Here is a 16,353-nt window from a genome sequence, read left to right as displayed (position 1 = left end):
CCTTCCTGCTCAAGCTCCGTGCAACGGTCAGCGGCGGTGCTGCGAGTCCGCCACCGTGACCTCGACGCGCTGGAACTCCTTGAGCTCGCTGTAGCCCGTCGTGGCCATGGCCCGGCGCAGCGCTCCGAAGAAGTTCATCGAGCCGTCCGGGATGTGCGAGGGACCGGTGAGGATCTCCTCGGTGGTGCCGACGCTGCCGAGGTCGACCTTCTTTCCGCGCGGCACGTCCTCGTGGACGGCCTCCATGCCCCAGTGGTGGCCCTTGCCGGGCGCGTCCGTGGCACGCGCGAGCGGCGAGCCCATCATCACGGCGTCCGCGCCGCACGCGACGGCCTTGGGCAGGTCGCCGGACCAGCCCACGCCGCCGTCGGCGATGACGTGGACGTACCGGCCGCCGGACTCGTCCATGTAGTCACGGCGGGCCGCCGCGACGTCGGCCACGGCCGTCGCCATCGGCACCTGGATGCCGAGGACGTTGCGCGTGGTGTGCGCGGCGCCGCCGCCGAAGCCGACGAGGACACCGGCCGCGCCGGTGCGCATCAGGTGCAGCGCGGCCGTGTACGTGGCGCAACCGCCGACGATCACCGGCACGTCGAGTTCGTAGATGAACTGCTTCAGGTTCAGCGGCTCGGCGGCACCGGAGACGTGCTCGGCCGACACCGTCGTACCGCGGATCACGAAGATGTCCACGCCCGCGTCCACGACGGCCTTGGAGAACTGCGCGGTGCGCTGCGGCGACAGGGCGGCGGCGGTGACGACTCCGGAGTCGCGCACCTCCTTGATGCGCTGCCCGATCAGCTCCTCCTTGATGGGAGCGGCGTAGATCTCCTGGAGGCGGCGGGTGGCCGCGTCGGTGGGCAGCTCCGCGATCTCGTCGAGCAGCGGCTGCGGGTCCTCGTACCGCGTCCACAGGCCCTCGAGGTTCAGCACGCCGAGGCCGCCGAGCTCACCGATGCGGATGGCCGTGGCCGGCGAGACCACGGAGTCCATGGGGGCCGCGAGGAAGGGCAGCTCGAAGCGGTAGGCGTCGATCTGCCAGGCGATCGAGACCTCCTTGGGGTCCCGGGTGCGCCGGCTCGGTACGACGGCGATGTCGTCGAAGGCGTACGCCCGGCGGCCGCGCTTGCCGCGCCCGATCTCGATCTCAGTCACGTGTGTGGCCCTTCAGCTTTCCTACGACACTCCGTATATGCCGTTCCAGTATCCCCGACACGCGCGCGTGGGGGCGGCCCAGGGAATCCGGACCGCCCCCACGCGCGCGTGGTACTGCGTTCTGCTGGGGTCTGCCGCTACTTGTTGCGGCTGTAGTTCGGCGCCTCGACCGTCATCTGGATGTCGTGCGGGTGGCTCTCCTTGAGGCCCGCGGACGTGATCCGTACGAAGCGGCCGTTCGCCTGAAGCTCGGGCACCGTGCGCCCGCCCACGTAGAACATCGACTGGCGCAGACCGCCCACGAGCTGGTGCACGACGGCCGACAGGGGGCCGCGGTAGGGCACCTGGCCCTCGATGCCCTCGGGGACGAGCTTCTCGTCGGAGGCGACGCCCTCCTGGAAGTAGCGGTCCTTGGAGAAGGAGCGCTGCTCGCCGCGCGTCTGCATGGCGCCGAGCGAGCCCATGCCGCGGTACGACTTGAACTGCTTGCCGTTGATGAAGAGCAGCTCTCCGGGAGACTCCTCACAGCCCGCGAGCAGGGAGCCCAGCATGACCGTGTCCGCGCCGGCGACGAGCGCCTTGGCGATGTCTCCGGAGTACTGCAGGCCGCCGTCGCCGATCACCGGGACACCGGCTTCCTTGGCGGCGAGCGACGCTTCGTAGATGGCCGTCACCTGCGGTACGCCGATACCGGCGACGACGCGGGTGGTGCAGATGGAGCCGGGGCCCACGCCGACCTTGATGCCGTCGACACCGGCGTCGATGAGGGACTTGGCGCCGTCGCGGGTGGCGATGTTGCCGCCGATGACGTCCACGCCGCCTGCGTTGGACTTGATCTTGGCGACCATGTCGCCGACGAGCCGGGAGTGGCCGTGGGCGGTGTCAACGACGATGAAGTCGACGCCCGCCTCGATGAGCGCCTGGGCGCGGTCGAAGGCGTCACCGGCGACGCCGACGGCGGCACCGACGAGGAGGCGGCCCTCGGAGTCCTTGGCGGCGTTCGGGTACTTCTCGGCCTTCACGAAGTCCTTGACCGTGATGAGGCCCTTGAGGACACCGGCGTCGTCGACCAGCGGCAGCTTCTCGATCTTGTGGCGGCGCAGCAGCTCCATCGCGTCGACGCCGCTGATGCCGACCTTGCCGGTGACGAGCGGCATCGGGGTCATGACCTCGCGCACCTGGCGCGTGCGGTCGGCCTCGAAGGCCATGTCGCGGTTGGTGACGATGCCGAGCAGCTTGCCCGAGCCGTCGGTCACCGGGACGCCGCTGATGCGGAACTTGGCGCAGATCGCGTCGGCCTCGCCGAGCGTGGCGTCGGGGTGCACCGTGATGGGGTCCGTGACCATGCCGGACTCGGAGCGCTTGACCAGGTCGACCTGGTTGGCCTGGTCGGCGATCGACAGGTTCCGGTGCAGCACGCCGACGCCGCCCTGGCGGGCCATGGCGATGGCCATCCGGGACTCGGTGACCTTGTCCATCGCCGCGGACAGCAGCGGGACGTTCACCCTGACGTTCTTCGAGATGGACGAGGCGGTGTCGATGTCACCGGGAGCCATGTCGGACGCGCCCGGGAGCAGCAGCACGTCGTCGTAGGTCAGCCCGAGTGTCGCGAATTTCTCGGGCACTCCGTCGACGTTTGCAGTCATGACACCTTCCCCAAATGGCCTTGATCGGTGCGGATGTCCATGCTAACGGGAAGCATGGCTCTCTCATTCCACGGTGCCCGTGGGGGCCGGGGTTCGTAGGTTTCTATAGCTGCGCTGTGGGCTTGGCGGGTGGGGCCCCTTCCTGGGCCGGGGTTGGCTCGGCACCGCCGAGATGCGCCATCGGGGCTGGTCACCGCTGCGGCGGAAAAGAAGACCCGGCTCCGCCGGGAGGACGACCCCCGCACCACAGGGTGGCGAAAGTCTCCCCCGTGGGCGGGCGCGGACTACTGCTCGGCCAGCGCGCGCAAGCGGCTCAGGGCCCGGTGCTGGGCCACCCGGACCGCCCCGGGGGACATGCCGAGCATCTGCCCGGTCTCCTCGGCCGTGAGGCCGACGGCGACGCGCAGGAGCAGCAGCTCCCGCTGGTTCTCCGGCAGGTTGGCGAGCAGCTTCTTGGCCCACTCGGCGTCACTGCTGAGCAGCGCCCGCTCCTCGGGCCCGAGCGAGTCGTCCGGCCGCTCGGGCATCTCGTCCGAGGGCACGGCGGTCGACCCGGGATGCCGCATCGCGGCCCGCTGCAGGTCGGCGACCTTGTGCGCGGCGATGGCGAAGACGAAGGCTTCGAAGGGCCGCCCCGTGTCCCGGTAGCGCGGCAGCGCGAGGAGCACCGCGACGCAGACTTCCTGCGCGAGGTCCTCGACGAAGTGCCGCGCGTCACCGGGAAGTCGGGAAAGGCGGGCCCGGCAGTACCGCAGCGCGAGCGGGTGGACGTGGGCCAACAGGTCGTGCGTGGCCTGCTCGTCCCCCTCCACGGCGCGTAGGACGAGGGCACCGATCACCGTCGTCTTGTCATCGCGCATCGGTCCATGGTGCCTTGGCGCCGACTGATCCGTGGCACCGCGTCCATAGTTGTGCACCGAAGCGTTATGAGCGGGTGCGCCGGAACTCATCTCCCGCACCTTCCCCTCCCGCTCGGCCGACTCGTCCCCAAGGAACTCCACCCCTCAAGGATGCGGCATCGGCGGCGAAGCGCCACAAGCCGCTCCCGAGGAGGGCGATGACGGGCCTTCCATGGCCCCGCCCGCCGCACGGCGGGCGGGAACAACCATGCCCCGTCAGCGCCCGCTCAGCGAACCAGACCCCAGCGGAAGCCGAGCGCCACCGCGTGCGCCCGGTCCGAGGCGCCGAGCTTCTTGAACAGGCGCCTGGCGTGCGTCTTCACCGTGTCCTCGGAGAGGAAGAGCTCGCGGCCGATCTCGGCGTTCGACCGGCCGTGGCTCATCCCTTCGAGGACCTGGATCTCACGCGCGGTGAGCGTGGGCGCGGCGCCCATCTCGGCCGAGCGAAGACGGCGCGGGGCAAGCCGCCAGGTCGGGTCGGCGAGCGCCTGCGTGACGGTCGCGCGCAGCTCGGCGCGCGAGGCGTCCTTGTGCAGATAGCCGCGTGCGCCCGCGGCGACCGCGAGCGCGACCCCGTCCAGGTCCTCGGCGACCGTGAGCATGATGATGCGCGCTCCGGGATCGGCCGAGAGCAGCCGCCGCACGGTCTCCACGCCGCCCAGTCCGGGCATGCGTACGTCCATCAGAATCAGGTCCGAGCGATCGGCGCCCCAGCGGCGGAGGACTTCCTCGCCGTTGGCCGCTGTCGTCACGCGCTCGACGCCGGGCACGGTCGCGACCGCGCGGCGCAGCGCCTCTCGGGCGAGCGGGGAGTCGTCGCAGACGAGGACGGATGTCATGGCCGTCCTCCGCAGCTGATGCGCGTCACCTTGAGCCTCCAGGCTGGTACAAGTCGTCACCTGTGCGGTTGACGCACTCGGACATCTGCCCGAGCGCTTGTTCTTTCAACCGCCTCCGCACTCTCAACGACGGTCACTCGAAAGAGTTACGGGGTCAGACAGCCACCTTCGGCACTCTACGTGAGGGCGCGGACACGGCACAGAAGGCGCGAGCGGATGCCTCCGCCCGCCGGGCTCCGACCCGCCCTCCACCGGCACCCGACCAGCTCAGTCAAGAGGCATGCCCCATTTAGCGGCTTTTCTTCCCTTTTCCTGGTGTCTGTGGCTAGATTCGCAATGAGTCATATTTTCATCTCCTTAGACAGTAGATGTACGGTCATGGGCACCGTATCCGCGTCAGAACGGCTACCAGGAGACACGCAATGGCAGATTTCTCCCGCCTTCCCGGACCGAACGCAGATCTGTGGGACTGGCAGCTCCTCGCGGCCTGCCGCGGGGTGGACAGCTCGCTCTTCTTCCACCCGGAGGGCGAGCGCGGAGCGGCACGGAGCGCGCGCGAGAACTCGGCCAAGGAGGTCTGCATGCGGTGCCCGGTGCGCGCGGAGTGCGCCGCGCACGCGCTCGCGGTCCGTGAGCCGTACGGCGTGTGGGGCGGGCTGACCGAGGACGAGCGCGAGGAGCTGATGGGTCGGGCCCGCAACCGCCTGGTCACCGCGGCCGGTGGCGGAACGGCGCCCTGAAGGAACGTTTCTGCGCAGGTGCGCTCAGTTCCGCACCGGCACGCGTCAGCGCGCCGCGGCCCGCGCCAAGTGGTCGAGCGTGGCCGCGACCGCCGGCACCTGCGCCAGGTCCGGCAGGGTGAGCGCGACGATCTCCCTGCTCACGGCGGGCTCCACCGTCACCGCGCGGGCGCCCTTGGGGCGTACCGACTCGATCGCGAGCTCGGGCAGCACCGCGACCCCCAGCCCCGCCCCGACCAGGCCGACCACCGCCGGATAGTCGTCCGTGGCGAAGTCGATGCGGGGCACGAAGCCCGCGCTCTCGCAGACCTCCACCAGCTGACGGCGGCAGCGCGGGCAGCCCGCGATCCACGACTCGTCGGCCAGCTCGCCGATCGTCACGCTCGAAGCCTTCGCCAGGCGGTGGTCCTCCGGCACGAGACCGACGAGCCGGTCGGCGAGCAGGGGCCGCACGACCAGGTCCGCCCACTCCTCCGCGGCGGCGGCGCCCGCGTACCGGAACGCGAGCGCCACGTCGCAGTCGCCCTCGCGCAGCATCTCCACCGAGCGCGGCGGCTCGGCCTCCTCCAGGGAGACGCGGGTGCCGGGGTGCGCGGCGCGCAGGGCCGCGAGGGCGCCCGGCACCAGGGTCGAGGAACCGCTCGGGAAGGAGACGAGGCGGACGCGGCCCGCGCGCAGGCCCGCGATGGCGGCGACCTCCTCCTCGGCGGCGGTCAGCCCGGCGAGGATGCCCGCGGCGTGCCTGACCAGGGCCTCGCCCGCCTGCGTGAGGCGCATCTCGCGGCCGGTGCGGATCAGCAGCGGTGTGCCCGCCGACGCTTCGAGGGCCTTCATCTGCTGGCTCACGGCGGGCTGGGTGCAGCCCAGTTCGCGGGCCGCCGCCGAGAAGGAGCCGGTGGCGGCCACGGCGCGCAGGACACGGAGATGACGGGCCTCGATCATGAGTCGAGCATAAGCGACACTTGGGCCAGATGCCCAATATTGCGTGGCGGCTTTGAGTAGCGCTCGCTTAGCCTGGCCGCATGAAGCTTCTCTCCGTGAATGTGGGCCGCGCCAAGTCCGTCGACTACACAGATTCGCCGGGCGGGAGCACGGGGATCGACAAGGCACCCGTCGAGGGGCCCGTCCGGGTGACGGCGCCGGGCCCCAAGGGCACCGGCGGCAGCGGTCTCGCCGGGGACACCATCTGCGACCTGCGCCACCACGGCGGCAACGACCAGGCGGTGTACGCCTTCGCGCGCGAGGACCTCGACGAGTGGGAGCGGTTGCTCGGCACCACGCTGCGCAACGGCGGCTTCGGCGAGAACCTCACGACGTCCGGGGTGGACGTGAACGGCGCCCTCATCGGCGAGCGTTGGCGCGTCGGCTCCGACCTGCTCCTCGAAGTGACCTCCTCCCGCATCCCGTGCCGTACGTTCCAGGGCCATGTGGGTGAGAAGGGCTGGGTGCGCCGGTTCACGCAGGCCGTGCTGCCGGGCGCCTATCTGCGGGTGATCGAACCGGGCGAGATCCAGGCGGGCGACCAGGTCGAGGTCGTGCACCGCCCGGACCACGACGTCACCGTGGCCCTGCAGTTCCGGGCCGTGACGACGGAGCGGGCGCTGCTGCCGCGGCTGCTTGCCGCCGGGGACGCACTGCACCCCGAGTCGGCGGCGAAGGCGCTCAGGTACCTCAAGAGCATTGAGCAGCAAGGAAGCTGACGGTCCGGATGCTGTACGCCGGGTGTACGGAACGGGGCTCGTGGCGCGCGGGTGGCCCGGCCCTCACTAGCCTTGGTCCATGACTACGGCTCTCATCACGGGTTCGACCGCGGGCATCGGCGCGGCCTTCGCGCGGCGCCTTGCCGCCGACGGCCACAATCTCGTCCTGGTGGCACGCGACACGAAACGGCTGCGGGAGCAGGCGACCGAACTGCACGACCGGCACGGCATCGAGGCGGAGGTCCTGACCGCCGACCTCAGCGCGGAGGAGGGCATCAAGGCCGTCGAGGAGCGGGTCGGCCGCCGTCGCGACGGGGTCGACCTGCTGGTCAACAACGCCGGATTCGGCAACAAGGGCCGCTACTTGGAGGTGCCCCTCGCCGACGAGCTGACGATGCTGAAGGTGCACTGCGAGGCGGTGCTCCGGCTGACGTCGGCGGCGACGGAGGCCATGCGCGAGCGGGGCCGCGGCGGCGTGGTCAACGTCGCGTCGGTCGCGGCGTTCGTGCCGCGCGGGACGTACGGCGCGTCCAAGGCGTGGGTCGTGCAGTTCACGCAGGGCGCGGCGCGGGACCTGGAGGGCTCCGGGGTGCGGCTGATGGCGCTGTGCCCGGGTCTGGTGCGTACGGAGTTCCACGAGCGGGCCGGCATGGGCACCGACAACATCCCCAAGTGGATGTGGCTCGACGCGGACAAGCTGGTCACGGCGGCCCTGGCCGACCTGGCCCGCGGCAAGTCCCTGTCCGTCCCGGACCCCAGGTACAAGGCCATGATGGGCGTGGTGAAGGTGACGCCGAGGGCGCTGATCGGCGGGGTCACGTCGCGTACGGGACGGAAGTACGGCCCGAAGTAGGCCGGTTGGCCACCGCGGCGGCGGACAGCGCGAAGGCCCGGCACCCCGCGACGGGGTGCCGGGCCTTCGGCCTGGCTAGCTCAGGTCACCGCTCAGTGGGAGTGCCCGTGGCCGTGGCCGGCCTCGGGCTCCTCCTCGGCCGGCTTCTCGACGACCAGGGTCTCGGTCGTGAGCAGCAGGGAGGCGATGGACGCGGCGTTCTCCAGGGCGGAGCGCGTCACCTTGACCGGGTCGATGACGCCGGCCTTGACCAGGTCGACGTACTCGCCGGTCGCGGCGTTGAAGCCGAAGCCCTTGTCCAGCTCCGCCACCTTGGTGGTGATGACGTAGCCCTCGAGGCCGGCGTTCTCGGCGATCCAGCGCAGCGGCTCGACGACGGCGCGGCGCACGACCGCGACACCGGTGGCCTCGTCGCCGGTCAGGTCGAGGTTGCCCTCGAGGACCTTCGCGGCGTGCACGAGCGCGGAGCCACCACCGGAGACGATGCCCTCCTCGACCGCGGCGCGGGTCGCGGAGATGGCGTCCTCCAGACGGTGCTTCTTCTCCTTCAGCTCCACCTCGGTGGCGGCGCCGACCTTGATGACGCACACGCCGCCGGCCAGCTTCGCGAGGCGCTCCTGGAGCTTCTCGCGGTCCCAGTCGGAGTCCGTGGCCTCGATCTCGGCCTTGATCTGCGCGACGCGGCCCTGGACGTCGTCGGAGTTGCCCCCGCCGTCGACGATGGTCGTGTCGTCCTTGGTGATGGTCACGCGGCGGGCGGAGCCGAGCACGTCCAGGCCGACCTGGTCGAGCTTGAGGCCGACCTCCTCGGCGATGACGGTGCCGCCGGTGAGGGTGGCGATGTCACCGAGCATGGCCTTGCGGCGGTCGCCGAAGCCCGGGGCCTTCACCGCGACGGCGTTGAAGGTGCCGCGGATCTTGTTCACGACCAGGGTCGACAGGGCCTCGCCCTCGACGTCCTCGGCGATGATCAGCAGCGGCTTGGAGGCACCGGCCTGGATGACCTTCTCCAGGAGCGGCAGCAGGTCCTGGATGGAGGAGATCTTGCCCTGGTGGATCAGGATGTACGGGTCGTCGAGGACGGCCTCCATGCGCTCCTGGTCGGACACCATGTACGGCGACAGGTAGCCCTTGTCGAAGGCCATGCCCTCGGTGAAGTCCAGCTCCAGACCGAAGGTGTTGGACTCCTCGACGGTGATGACGCCGTCCTTGCCGACCTTGTCCATCGCCTCGGCGATGAGCTCGCCGACCTGGGTGTCCTGGGCGGAGAGCCCGGCCACGGCGGCGATGTCGGACTTGTCGTCGATCGGACGGGCGGTGGCGAGGAGGTCCTCGGAGATCGCCTTGACCGCGGCGTCGATGCCCTTCTTCAGGGCGGCCGGGGACGCGCCCGCGGCGACGTTGCGCAGGCCTTCCTTGACCAGGGCCTGGGCGAGCACGGTGGCGGTGGTGGTGCCGTCACCAGCGATGTCGTTGGTCTTGGTCGCCACCTCCTTCACCAGCTGGGCGCCGAGGTTCTCGTACGGGTCCTCGACCTCGACCTCGCGGGCGATGGTGACACCGTCGTTGGTGATGGTGGGGGCGCCGAACTTCTTGTCGATGACGACGTTGCGGCCCTTGGGGCCGATCGTCACCTTGACCGTGTCGGCAAGCTTGTTGACGCCGCGCTCGAGGGCGCGACGGGCGTCCTCGTCGAACTTCAGGATCTTCGCCATGGGAGCGGTTCAGCCCTCTCGGAAACTCGGGGGTCCGGGGGTTCGCCCCGGGAAACATGCAGCAAACGAACTGCGCCCCTCGCCGCCCGGCAATCAGCGGGGACCAGGGGCGCAGCTCAAGCAAATCTGCCGGTGAGGCAGACGATTACTTCTCGACTACTTCTCGATGATCGCGAGCACGTCGCGGGCCGAGAGGACGAGGTACTCGTCGCCGTTGTACTTCACCTCGGTGCCGCCGTACTTGCTGTAGAGCACGACGTCACCGACCTTGACGTCGAGCGGCAGGCGCTCGCCGTTCTCGAAGCGGCCCGGGCCCACGGCGAGGACAGCACCCTCCTGGGGCTTCTCCTTCGCGGTGTCCGGGATGACCAGGCCAGAGGCCGTGGTCTGCTCGGCGTCGAGCGGCTGGACCACAATGCGGTCCTCAAGCGGCTTGATGGCAACCTTGGAGCTGGCGGTCGTCACGATCCGACCTCCCCCTTCGGAGATCTCGCGGGGTTAACTGATCTGAGGTGGCGACCAGGTCGATCCGTCGTCGCGGGTGCCGGACCTGCCCGTCGCTGTTGGCACTCTCCAGTGGGGAGTGCCAGGCCCGAGACTAGGACGACGATTAGCACTCGGTCAAGCGGAGTGCCAATGGAAGCGGCTTTACGGGGGGTCGGCGCGGGGTGCCGGGACCGGGGACGCGGACTCCGCGTCCGGACAACGTCTCGCACGCGCGCCGGGTTCCGCGCGGGCGTCGGGCTCCTCAGGGGCGGCGGATTCCGTACGGGCGCCGGGTCCCGCGCCGGGCGCCGCCGCCCCCGCCCGCTCGCACCCCGGCGAGGGCCCGGCCTTCCTGGAGGGCATCTTTTCGGCCGCCTTGCGTCCGAGCCGTTCGATCGGGTCGACGGACTGCGCGCACCCGGTGAGCAGGAACAGGGCCGCGGCGACGACCACGAGGCGGGCCCGCGCGGGTCGGCCCCGCGCGGGCCGGTTCACAGGTAGTCCTCTAGGCGCGCCACGGCGTACCCCTTGGCCGTGACCGTCTTCAGGACCGTGCGGACCATGTCCGGCATGGTGCCCTTCCAGTCCTCACGGCCGCGGAAGTGCGTGAGGACGATGTCGCCCGGATGCAGGTCCTTGTCCCATTCGCGCCACTCCATGTGGTCGGCGAAGCCCTCGGACGCCCACAGCGGCACCGCCTTGACGCCGCAGGTCTTGGCGGCGCGCAGGGTGTCGCGGTTGTAGTTCCCGTACGGCGGCCGGAACAGCTCGGGCCGCTTGCCGTACCGCTTCTGGATCGTGTCCTGCATCCCGCAGATCTCCCGCCGCTGCCCCTCGTAGGAGAGCCCCGGCAGATAGCGGTGGTTGAGCGTGTGGTTGTTCAGTACGACGCCACGCTTCTGCATCCGCTTGAAGTAGCCGTAGTCCTCCTTGACCAGGTAGTCGCTGAGGAAGGCGGTGTACGGCAGCTTCAGGTCGGTCATCATCCGCAGGAACGCCGGGTCCTTCTCGGCGCCGTCGTCGACCGTCAGGAAGACGACCTTGTCCTTGGTCGGGACAGAGGTGAACACCGGCGGCAACTCCGCCTGCCCCGCGACCTCGAAGCCCTTGCGGGTGGTGAGGCGCGGCTTGACGGCGGGCGCGGGCGGCGCGGCAAGGGGGGTCTGCGCGAGCCCCCAGCGCTTGGCCGCGGCGGCCCGCGCGGCCTGCTTCGCCCGCAGGACGTCGGCGTAGTCCCGCATCGCCTCGGCGGGCTGCCGCTGCTGGCCGTGCGCGCCGGCGCGCCCGTCGGTGTCGGAGGCGCAGCCGGAGGCGATCGCGGTGGCGACGACGGCGGCGCTGAGGGCACCGGCGGCGAGCTTGCCCTTCCCGGGCTTCCCTCGCCCTCGCCCTCGCCCGGATTGTTCTTTTTGTCGTACTAGTCGCATGGCGCCGGATCCTCGCAGTCCGGGCCCCGCGCGCCGGGCCGACACCGCCGCCGCACGCGCACCTTCCACCGACTGGCCCACACTGGCCCACAATGGGCGGCGTGAACGATCCGCTTGCCTCCTTCGCCGCGCTCCGCACCGACGAGGGCCGCTCCCTCCTCGAAGCCGTACGGGACGTCGAACCGAGCCAGGAGCTGGCGGCGGCCACCCGGCTGCGCCGCGCACACCCCGCCGAACTCGTCTCCGCCGCGCTCGCGCAGGCGCGGCTGCGGCAGCGGGCGGTCGCGAAGTTCGGCGCTGCGGACGCCGCCCGCATGTTCTTCACGCCGAACGGCGTCGAGCAGTCCACCCGCACGTCCGTGGCGACATACCGCGCGCAGCGCTTCAAGCACCTCGATGTGCGTTCCGTCGCCGACCTCTGCTGCGGCATCGGCGGCGACGCGATCGCGCTGGCGCGCGCCGGGGTCTCCGTCCTGGCCGTCGACCGTGACCCGCTGACCTGCGCGGTCGCGCGCGCCAACGCGGAAGCGCTGGGCCTGGCCGACCTCATCGAGGTCCGCGAGGCGGATGTGACGGACGTCGACACGTCCCCGTACGACGCCGTGTTCGTGGACCCCGCCCGGCGCGGCGGGCGCGGCCGGATCTTCGACCCGGAGTCCTACTCACCGCCCCTCTCCTGGGCCGTCGAGGCCGCCCGTAAGGCTCCGCGTGCCGCGCTGAAGATCGCCCCCGGCATTCCGCACGAGGCCGTGCCCGGCGACGCGGAGGCCGAGTGGATCTCCGACGGGGGTGACGTCAAGGAAGCCGTCCTGTGGTTCGGCTCCGACGCCCCCGCCTCGCACCGGGCCACGCTGCTGCCCTCCGGGGACACCCTGGCCTCCCCGCTCGCCACGATGCTCCCCGACCCGGATGTCCGGCCCGTCGGGCGCTTCCTGTACGAACCCGACGGGGCCGTCATCCGCGCCCACCTCGTCGCCGAGGTCGCCGCGCGCGTCGGGGGCGGGCTCATCGACGAGACCATCGCGTACGTCACGTCCGACGCGGCCGTCGCCACGCCCTACGCCACCGCGTACGAGATCACCGACCAACTGCCCTTCAACGTCAAGAAGTTGAAGGCGTTGTTGCGGGAGCGGGGGGTCGGCATCCTCACCGTCAAGAAGCGGGGGTCGGCGGTGGAGCCGGAGGAACTCCGCCGGAAGGTGAAGCCCCAGGGGGCGGGGTCGGCGACGGTGTTCCTCACCCGGGTCGGGGGGGCGCCCACCATGCTGGTGGGGCGTCCGGTTGGAGGCGCGGCTGCGTAGCCCCCAGTCCCGCCCCTTCCCGTAACCAGGGGCTCCGCCCCCGGACCCCGCTATCGCCGCTTCGCGGCTCGTCCTCAAACGCCGGACGGGCTGAAACCCCCAGCCACAGCGGCGCGGTTTAGCCCGTCCGGCGATTGAGGACGAGGCCGTCCAGGCCGATACGGGGGTCCGGGGGCGGAGCCCCCGGTTTCGGGAAGGGGCGGGATTGGGGAGGCCCCCGGCAGGGCTACCCCCCGCACTCCCCCACCCGCCCCAGCAAAAACCCCCGCTCCCGCTCATTGCGCGTCAGCGCAGCCGCGCGCTCGAACTCCGCGCGGGCCTCGCGAAGGCGGCCGAGACGGAAGAGGAGATCGCCCCGGACGCTGGGGAGCAAGTGGTAGGCGCGGAGGGCAGGTTCGGCGGTGAGGGCGTCGACGAGGGCGAGGGCGGCCTCGGGCCCGTCGGCCATGGACACGGCGACGGCCCGGTTGAGCTCGACGACGGGAGAGGGGCTCCGGGCGGCGAGGAGGGCGTAGAGGGCGGCGATCCGGGACCAGTCGGTGTCGTCGTACGAGCGCGCGTGCGCGTGACACGCGGCGATGGCGGCCTGGAGGACGTAGGGCCCGCGCGGCCCCCGGGCCACCTCCTCGGCCCGAGCCAGCGCGGCGAACCCCCGCCGGATCAGCAGCCGATTCCACCGCCCCCGGTTCTGATCCTTCAACAGCACCGGCTCCCCACCCGCCCCCACCCGCGCAGCGGTACGCGAGGCCTGAAGCTCCAACAGCGCCGCAAGCCCGTGCACTTCGGCCTCCTTCGGCATGAGGGAGGCAAGCTGCCGAGCCAGCCGCAAGGCGTCCTCGCACAGGCCGGGCCGCACATGGTCGTCCCCGGCCGTGGCCGCGTACCCCTCGTTGAAGATGAGGTAGATGACGTCGAGGACGGAGCCGAGCCGGGCCTCGCGGTCGGGCCCGTAGGGGACTTCGAAGGGAACGTTCCGGGCGGCGAGGGTGCGCTTGGCGCGCACGACGCGCTGGGCGACGGTCGGTTCGGGCGCGAGCACCGCGCGGGCGATCTCGGCGGTGGTCAGGCCGCCGAGCAGACGGAGCGTCAGGGCGACCCGGGCCTCGGCGGAGAGGACGGGGTGGCAGGCGGTGAAGACGAGGCGCAGCAGGTCGTCGTCGATGGCGTCCGGGTCCTCGACGAGGTCCGGGATCTCGTCGAGGTGCGGCGGCGCGGCCTCCAGGTCCCGGCCGACCTCCGCGAGCTTGCGCGCGTAGAGCTCACGGCGGCGTACGAGGTCGATGGCGCGGTGCTTGGCGGTGGCCATGAGCCAGGCGCCGAGGTTGTCCGGGACGCCGGACCGCGGCCACTGCTCCAGGGCGGCGACCAGCGCGTCCTGCGCGAGCTCCTCGGCGATGCCGACGTCTCGTACGATCCGCGCGACACCGGCGATGACGCGCGGGGCCTCCATCCGGAAGACGGTCTCGACGTCGCGCTCGACATCACGCTCGACGTCGCCGTCGACGGCGCGGCGGGGGTGCTCGGGCACATGGTCCACGGCCACACATCAGAGCACCCCCACGACACCTCCGCAAAGGGACCGGCCGACAGCCGGGGTGAGGGACGTCAGGCCTGCGGCCCGACCCCCTGGATGTCGGGCTCGGAGATCTCCCTGACCTCCACGGTGATCGTCCAGTACTCCTCGTGGACCTTCAGGAACCGCTTGGTCCACTCGACCGCCTCGGCCCGGTCCTTGGCCTGGACGATGGAGTAGCCGCCGACGACCTCCTTGGCCTCGGTGAACGGCCCGTCCGTGACGGAGAGCTTCCCGTTCTCCCAGCGCACCCTGGCCCCTTCGGCGCTCGGCGCGAGGCCGGCGGTGTCGAGCAGGACGCCCGCCTTGGTCATCTCCTGGAGCAGCTCGCCCATGCGCTCCTCCAGCTCGGCGCTCGGGCCACCGCTCTCCGGCAGGTTGTTCTCGTCGATGCGGATCATCGTCAGATAGCGCGGCATGACCGTGTCTCCGTTCAGAAGGTGGGCGACGGGGGCTCTCCCCGCCGCTCGCTCTCACTTCTCACTGATGCGTCGAACGGGAGACGCCCGGATCGACACCCTCGCCGAGATTCTTCGAAGTTTTCTCGGATTCGTACGTTTCCGCAGGTCGCGGGAGTGTCGGCGCCGAAAGCGCAGCCGTACGCCGCCCGTGCAGCACCGCGGTGGCCAGCGCCGCCGCCACCAGCAGCCCCGCCGCCACCCCGAACGCCGCCGCGTACCCGTCCGCGAGCGCCCCGGGCCCGCCGCCCGCCCCCGTCGCACTCGACGCGACCGTCACGAGCACCGCGAGGCCGATCGACCCGCCGAGCTGGCGCGAACTGTTGAGCAGCCCCGACGCCATGCCGGTCTCCTCCGCCGCCACGCCCGCCGTAGCCGCCGTACCGAGCGGCACGAAGCACATGCCGATGCCCACGCTCGCCACGAGCGAAGGACCGAGGATCGACCCCGCGAACGTGCCGCCCGCCCCGACCGCCAGCGCGAACCACCCGAACCCGGCCGCGCCGAGCAGCCCGCCCGCCACGAGCAGCGCCCGCTCCCCGACCCGGCCCACCGTGCGGGTCGCGACCACCGTGCCCGCGACGATGCCCGCGCAGAACGGCAGGAAGGCCGCTCCGGCCCGCGTGGGTCCGTACGCCATGACCTCCTGGAGGTAGAGCGAGGTGAAGTAGAACGCGGCGAACTGGCCCGAGGACATCAGGAGCGCGAAGACGTTCGCGGACAGGACCGGGCGGCGGGTGAGCAGGCCGAGCCGGAGGAGGGGCCCGCGGCCGCGCCGTTCGCCGCGCATCTCGACCGCGCAGAAGGCGCCGAGCAGCGCGGCCGCCGCCGCGAGCGTCCCTGCGGTCGCCGCCGAGCCCCAGCCCTCGGTCTCGGTGCGGACCAGGCCGAGCACGAGCACGCTCGTCCCCGCCGTGACCAGGAGCGCGCCCGCCACGTCGAGGCGCGGGGCGTCGGCCCCGCGCCGGTCGGCGGGGATGCCGGGCCGGACGGCGGCGAGCGCCGCGAGCACCACCGGGACGTTGACCAGCATCACCGAGCGCCAGCCCACCCAGTCCGTGAGCAGTCCGCCCGCCATGATCCCGACCGCCCCGCCGAGCGCGCCCGACGCGCCCCACAGGCCGAGCGCCCGTGCCCGCTCCTTGCCCTGCGCGTAGTGGACGGTGATCAGCGCGAGCGCCACCGGCGCGAGGGCGGCGGCGCCCGCGCCCTGCACCGCCCGCGCCGTGACGAGCTGGCCGGGGTCCTGCGCGAGCCCTCCCGCGAGGCTCGCCGCCCCGAACACCACGAACCCGGCGACGAGTGTGCGCCGCCGGCCCATCAGGTCGGCGAGCCTTCCGCCGAGCATCAGAAGCCCGCCGAACGCGAGCGCGTACGCGTTGACGACCCAGGTCAGCGACTCGGGCGCGAAGCCGAGGTCGGCGCCCATGTCGGGCAGCGCGATGTTGACGACGGACATGTCGAGGGAGACGAGGAACTGGACGGTCAGGAGGACGGGGAGGAGGAGCGGGCCGCGCGCGGGCGGGCCGCCGGTGGGTGAGTGCGTCATGCCGCGCAGATTATT

General features: G+C 71.6%; 16 protein-coding genes. 4 read left to right on the top strand and 12 right to left on the bottom strand.

The genetic code is table 11. The features are described from left to right. Positions 1-27 precede the first annotated feature (27 nt). From IEY91_RS30150 to IEY91_RS30135, 4 genes are all read right to left on the bottom strand, one after another. Positions 28-1,152, bottom strand: coding sequence for a GuaB3 family IMP dehydrogenase-related protein (locus IEY91_RS30150; protein WP_164321643.1), 1,125 nt, complete (start codon positions 1,150-1,152; stop codon positions 28-30). A gap of 137 nt (positions 1,153-1,289) precedes the next feature. Beyond that, complete coding sequence (gene guaB, locus IEY91_RS30145) at positions 1,290-2,798, bottom strand: IMP dehydrogenase (protein ID WP_164321645.1); 1,509 nt, start codon at positions 2,796-2,798, stop codon at positions 1,290-1,292. Positions 2,799-3,082: 284 nt separating this feature from the next. Beyond that, positions 3,083-3,658 (bottom strand): sigma-70 family RNA polymerase sigma factor, encoded by a 576-nt coding sequence (locus IEY91_RS30140; RefSeq protein WP_164321647.1) that lies wholly within the window; start codon positions 3,656-3,658, stop codon positions 3,083-3,085. A 266-nt stretch (positions 3,659-3,924) separates the two neighbouring features. Beyond that, complete coding sequence (locus IEY91_RS30135; RefSeq protein WP_003948568.1) at positions 3,925-4,536, bottom strand: response regulator transcription factor; 612 nt, start codon at positions 4,534-4,536, stop codon at positions 3,925-3,927. Positions 4,537-4,958: 422 nt separating this feature from the next. Between IEY91_RS30135 and IEY91_RS30130 the strand changes: the two genes are divergently transcribed. Beyond that, a complete protein-coding gene (locus IEY91_RS30130; protein ID WP_164321649.1) occupies positions 4,959-5,276 on the top strand; it encodes a WhiB family transcriptional regulator in 318 nt (105 codons plus the stop codon). Positions 5,277-5,321: 45 nt separating this feature from the next. Here IEY91_RS30130 and IEY91_RS30125 read toward each other — a convergent pair whose 3' ends face one another. Next, positions 5,322-6,218, bottom strand: a complete 897-nt coding sequence (locus IEY91_RS30125; RefSeq protein ID WP_189176361.1) for a LysR family transcriptional regulator — start codon at positions 6,216-6,218, stop codon at positions 5,322-5,324. Between the two features lie 80 nt (positions 6,219-6,298). On the opposite strand from IEY91_RS30125, the gene IEY91_RS30120 reads away from it, so the two are divergent. Next, complete coding sequence (locus IEY91_RS30120; RefSeq protein WP_164321653.1) at positions 6,299-6,976, top strand: MOSC domain-containing protein; 678 nt, start codon at positions 6,299-6,301, stop codon at positions 6,974-6,976. 79 nt (positions 6,977-7,055) lie between these two features. Further along, on the top strand, positions 7,056-7,829 hold the full coding sequence (locus tag IEY91_RS30115) for an SDR family NAD(P)-dependent oxidoreductase (RefSeq protein ID WP_189176360.1): 774 nt from the start codon (positions 7,056-7,058) through the stop codon (positions 7,827-7,829). 92 nt (positions 7,830-7,921) lie between these two features. Here the strand turns inward: IEY91_RS30115 and groL are convergent, their stop codons facing one another. The 4 genes from groL to IEY91_RS30095 form a co-directional block, all read right to left on the bottom strand. Then, complete coding sequence (groL, locus tag IEY91_RS30110) at positions 7,922-9,544, bottom strand: chaperonin GroEL (RefSeq protein WP_189176359.1); 1,623 nt, start codon at positions 9,542-9,544, stop codon at positions 7,922-7,924. Between the two features lie 156 nt (positions 9,545-9,700). After that, positions 9,701-10,009, bottom strand: a complete 309-nt coding sequence (gene groES, locus IEY91_RS30105; RefSeq protein WP_004955293.1) for a co-chaperone GroES — start codon at positions 10,007-10,009, stop codon at positions 9,701-9,703. Between the two features lie 183 nt (positions 10,010-10,192). Next, positions 10,193-10,525 carry a hypothetical protein gene (locus tag IEY91_RS30100; protein ID WP_164321659.1) on the bottom strand — a complete coding sequence of 111 codons (333 nt, stop codon included), beginning with the start codon at positions 10,523-10,525 and terminating at the stop codon, positions 10,193-10,195. Continuing rightward, a complete protein-coding gene (locus IEY91_RS30095) occupies positions 10,522-11,457 on the bottom strand; it encodes a polysaccharide deacetylase family protein (RefSeq protein ID WP_189176358.1) in 936 nt (311 codons plus the stop codon). The genes IEY91_RS30100 and IEY91_RS30095 overlap by 4 nt, the downstream gene beginning before the upstream one ends. 92 nt (positions 11,458-11,549) lie before the next feature. On the opposite strand from IEY91_RS30095, the gene IEY91_RS30090 reads away from it, so the two are divergent. Beyond that, positions 11,550-12,758 (top strand): class I SAM-dependent methyltransferase, encoded by a 1,209-nt coding sequence (locus IEY91_RS30090; protein ID WP_189176357.1) that lies wholly within the window; start codon positions 11,550-11,552, stop codon positions 12,756-12,758. A gap of 226 nt (positions 12,759-12,984) precedes the next feature. On the opposite strand, the gene IEY91_RS30085 is transcribed toward IEY91_RS30090, so the two are convergent. The 3 genes from IEY91_RS30085 to IEY91_RS30075 form a co-directional block, all read right to left on the bottom strand. Beyond that, positions 12,985-14,208 carry an RNA polymerase sigma factor gene (locus IEY91_RS30085; protein ID WP_229697312.1) on the bottom strand — a complete coding sequence of 408 codons (1,224 nt, stop codon included), beginning with the start codon at positions 14,206-14,208 and terminating at the stop codon, positions 12,985-12,987. A gap of 155 nt (positions 14,209-14,363) precedes the next feature. After that, on the bottom strand, positions 14,364-14,750 hold the full coding sequence (locus tag IEY91_RS30080; protein ID WP_189176356.1) for a YciI family protein: 387 nt from the start codon (positions 14,748-14,750) through the stop codon (positions 14,364-14,366). A 61-nt stretch (positions 14,751-14,811) separates the two neighbouring features. Continuing rightward, complete coding sequence (locus tag IEY91_RS30075) at positions 14,812-16,338, bottom strand: MFS transporter (protein ID WP_189176355.1); 1,527 nt, start codon at positions 16,336-16,338, stop codon at positions 14,812-14,814. Positions 16,339-16,353: the final 15 nt, after the last annotated feature.

The organism is Streptomyces lasiicapitis (assembly GCF_014646335.1).
Lineage (GTDB): Bacteria > Actinomycetota > Actinomycetes > Streptomycetales > Streptomycetaceae > Streptomyces > Streptomyces lasiicapitis.
The sequence above is the reverse complement of the archived record's forward strand: the minus strand, read 5'-3'. Positions and strand labels throughout refer to the sequence as shown.

Bases quoted from the DNA above. Each gene is read 5' to 3' on its own strand.
- guaB (WP_164321645.1), bottom strand. From the start codon at position 2,798: ATGACTGCAAACGTCGACGGAGTGCCCGAGAAATTCGCGACACTCGGG.
- IEY91_RS30140 (WP_164321647.1), bottom strand. From the start codon at position 3,658: ATGCGCGATGACAAGACGACGGTGATCGGTGCCCTCGTCCTACGCGCC.
- IEY91_RS30135 (WP_003948568.1), bottom strand. From the start codon at position 4,536: ATGACATCCGTCCTCGTCTGCGACGACTCCCCGCTCGCCCGAGAGGCG.
- IEY91_RS30130 (WP_164321649.1), top strand. From the start codon at position 4,959: ATGGCAGATTTCTCCCGCCTTCCCGGACCGAACGCAGATCTGTGGGAC.
- IEY91_RS30125 (WP_189176361.1), bottom strand. From the start codon at position 6,218: ATGATCGAGGCCCGTCATCTCCGTGTCCTGCGCGCCGTGGCCGCCACC.
- IEY91_RS30120 (WP_164321653.1), top strand. From the start codon at position 6,299: ATGAAGCTTCTCTCCGTGAATGTGGGCCGCGCCAAGTCCGTCGACTAC.
- IEY91_RS30115 (WP_189176360.1), top strand. From the start codon at position 7,056: ATGACTACGGCTCTCATCACGGGTTCGACCGCGGGCATCGGCGCGGCC.
- groL (WP_189176359.1), bottom strand. From the start codon at position 9,544: ATGGCGAAGATCCTGAAGTTCGACGAGGACGCCCGTCGCGCCCTCGAG.
- IEY91_RS30095 (WP_189176358.1), bottom strand. From the start codon at position 11,457: ATGCGACTAGTACGACAAAAAGAACAATCCGGGCGAGGGCGAGGGCGA.
- IEY91_RS30090 (WP_189176357.1), top strand. From the start codon at position 11,550: ATGGGCGGCGTGAACGATCCGCTTGCCTCCTTCGCCGCGCTCCGCACC.
- IEY91_RS30085 (WP_229697312.1), bottom strand. From the start codon at position 14,208: ATGGAGGCCCCGCGCGTCATCGCCGGTGTCGCGCGGATCGTACGAGAC.
- IEY91_RS30080 (WP_189176356.1), bottom strand. From the start codon at position 14,750: ATGCCGCGCTATCTGACGATGATCCGCATCGACGAGAACAACCTGCCG.
- IEY91_RS30075 (WP_189176355.1), bottom strand. From the start codon at position 16,338: ATGACGCACTCACCCACCGGCGGCCCGCCCGCGCGCGGCCCGCTCCTC.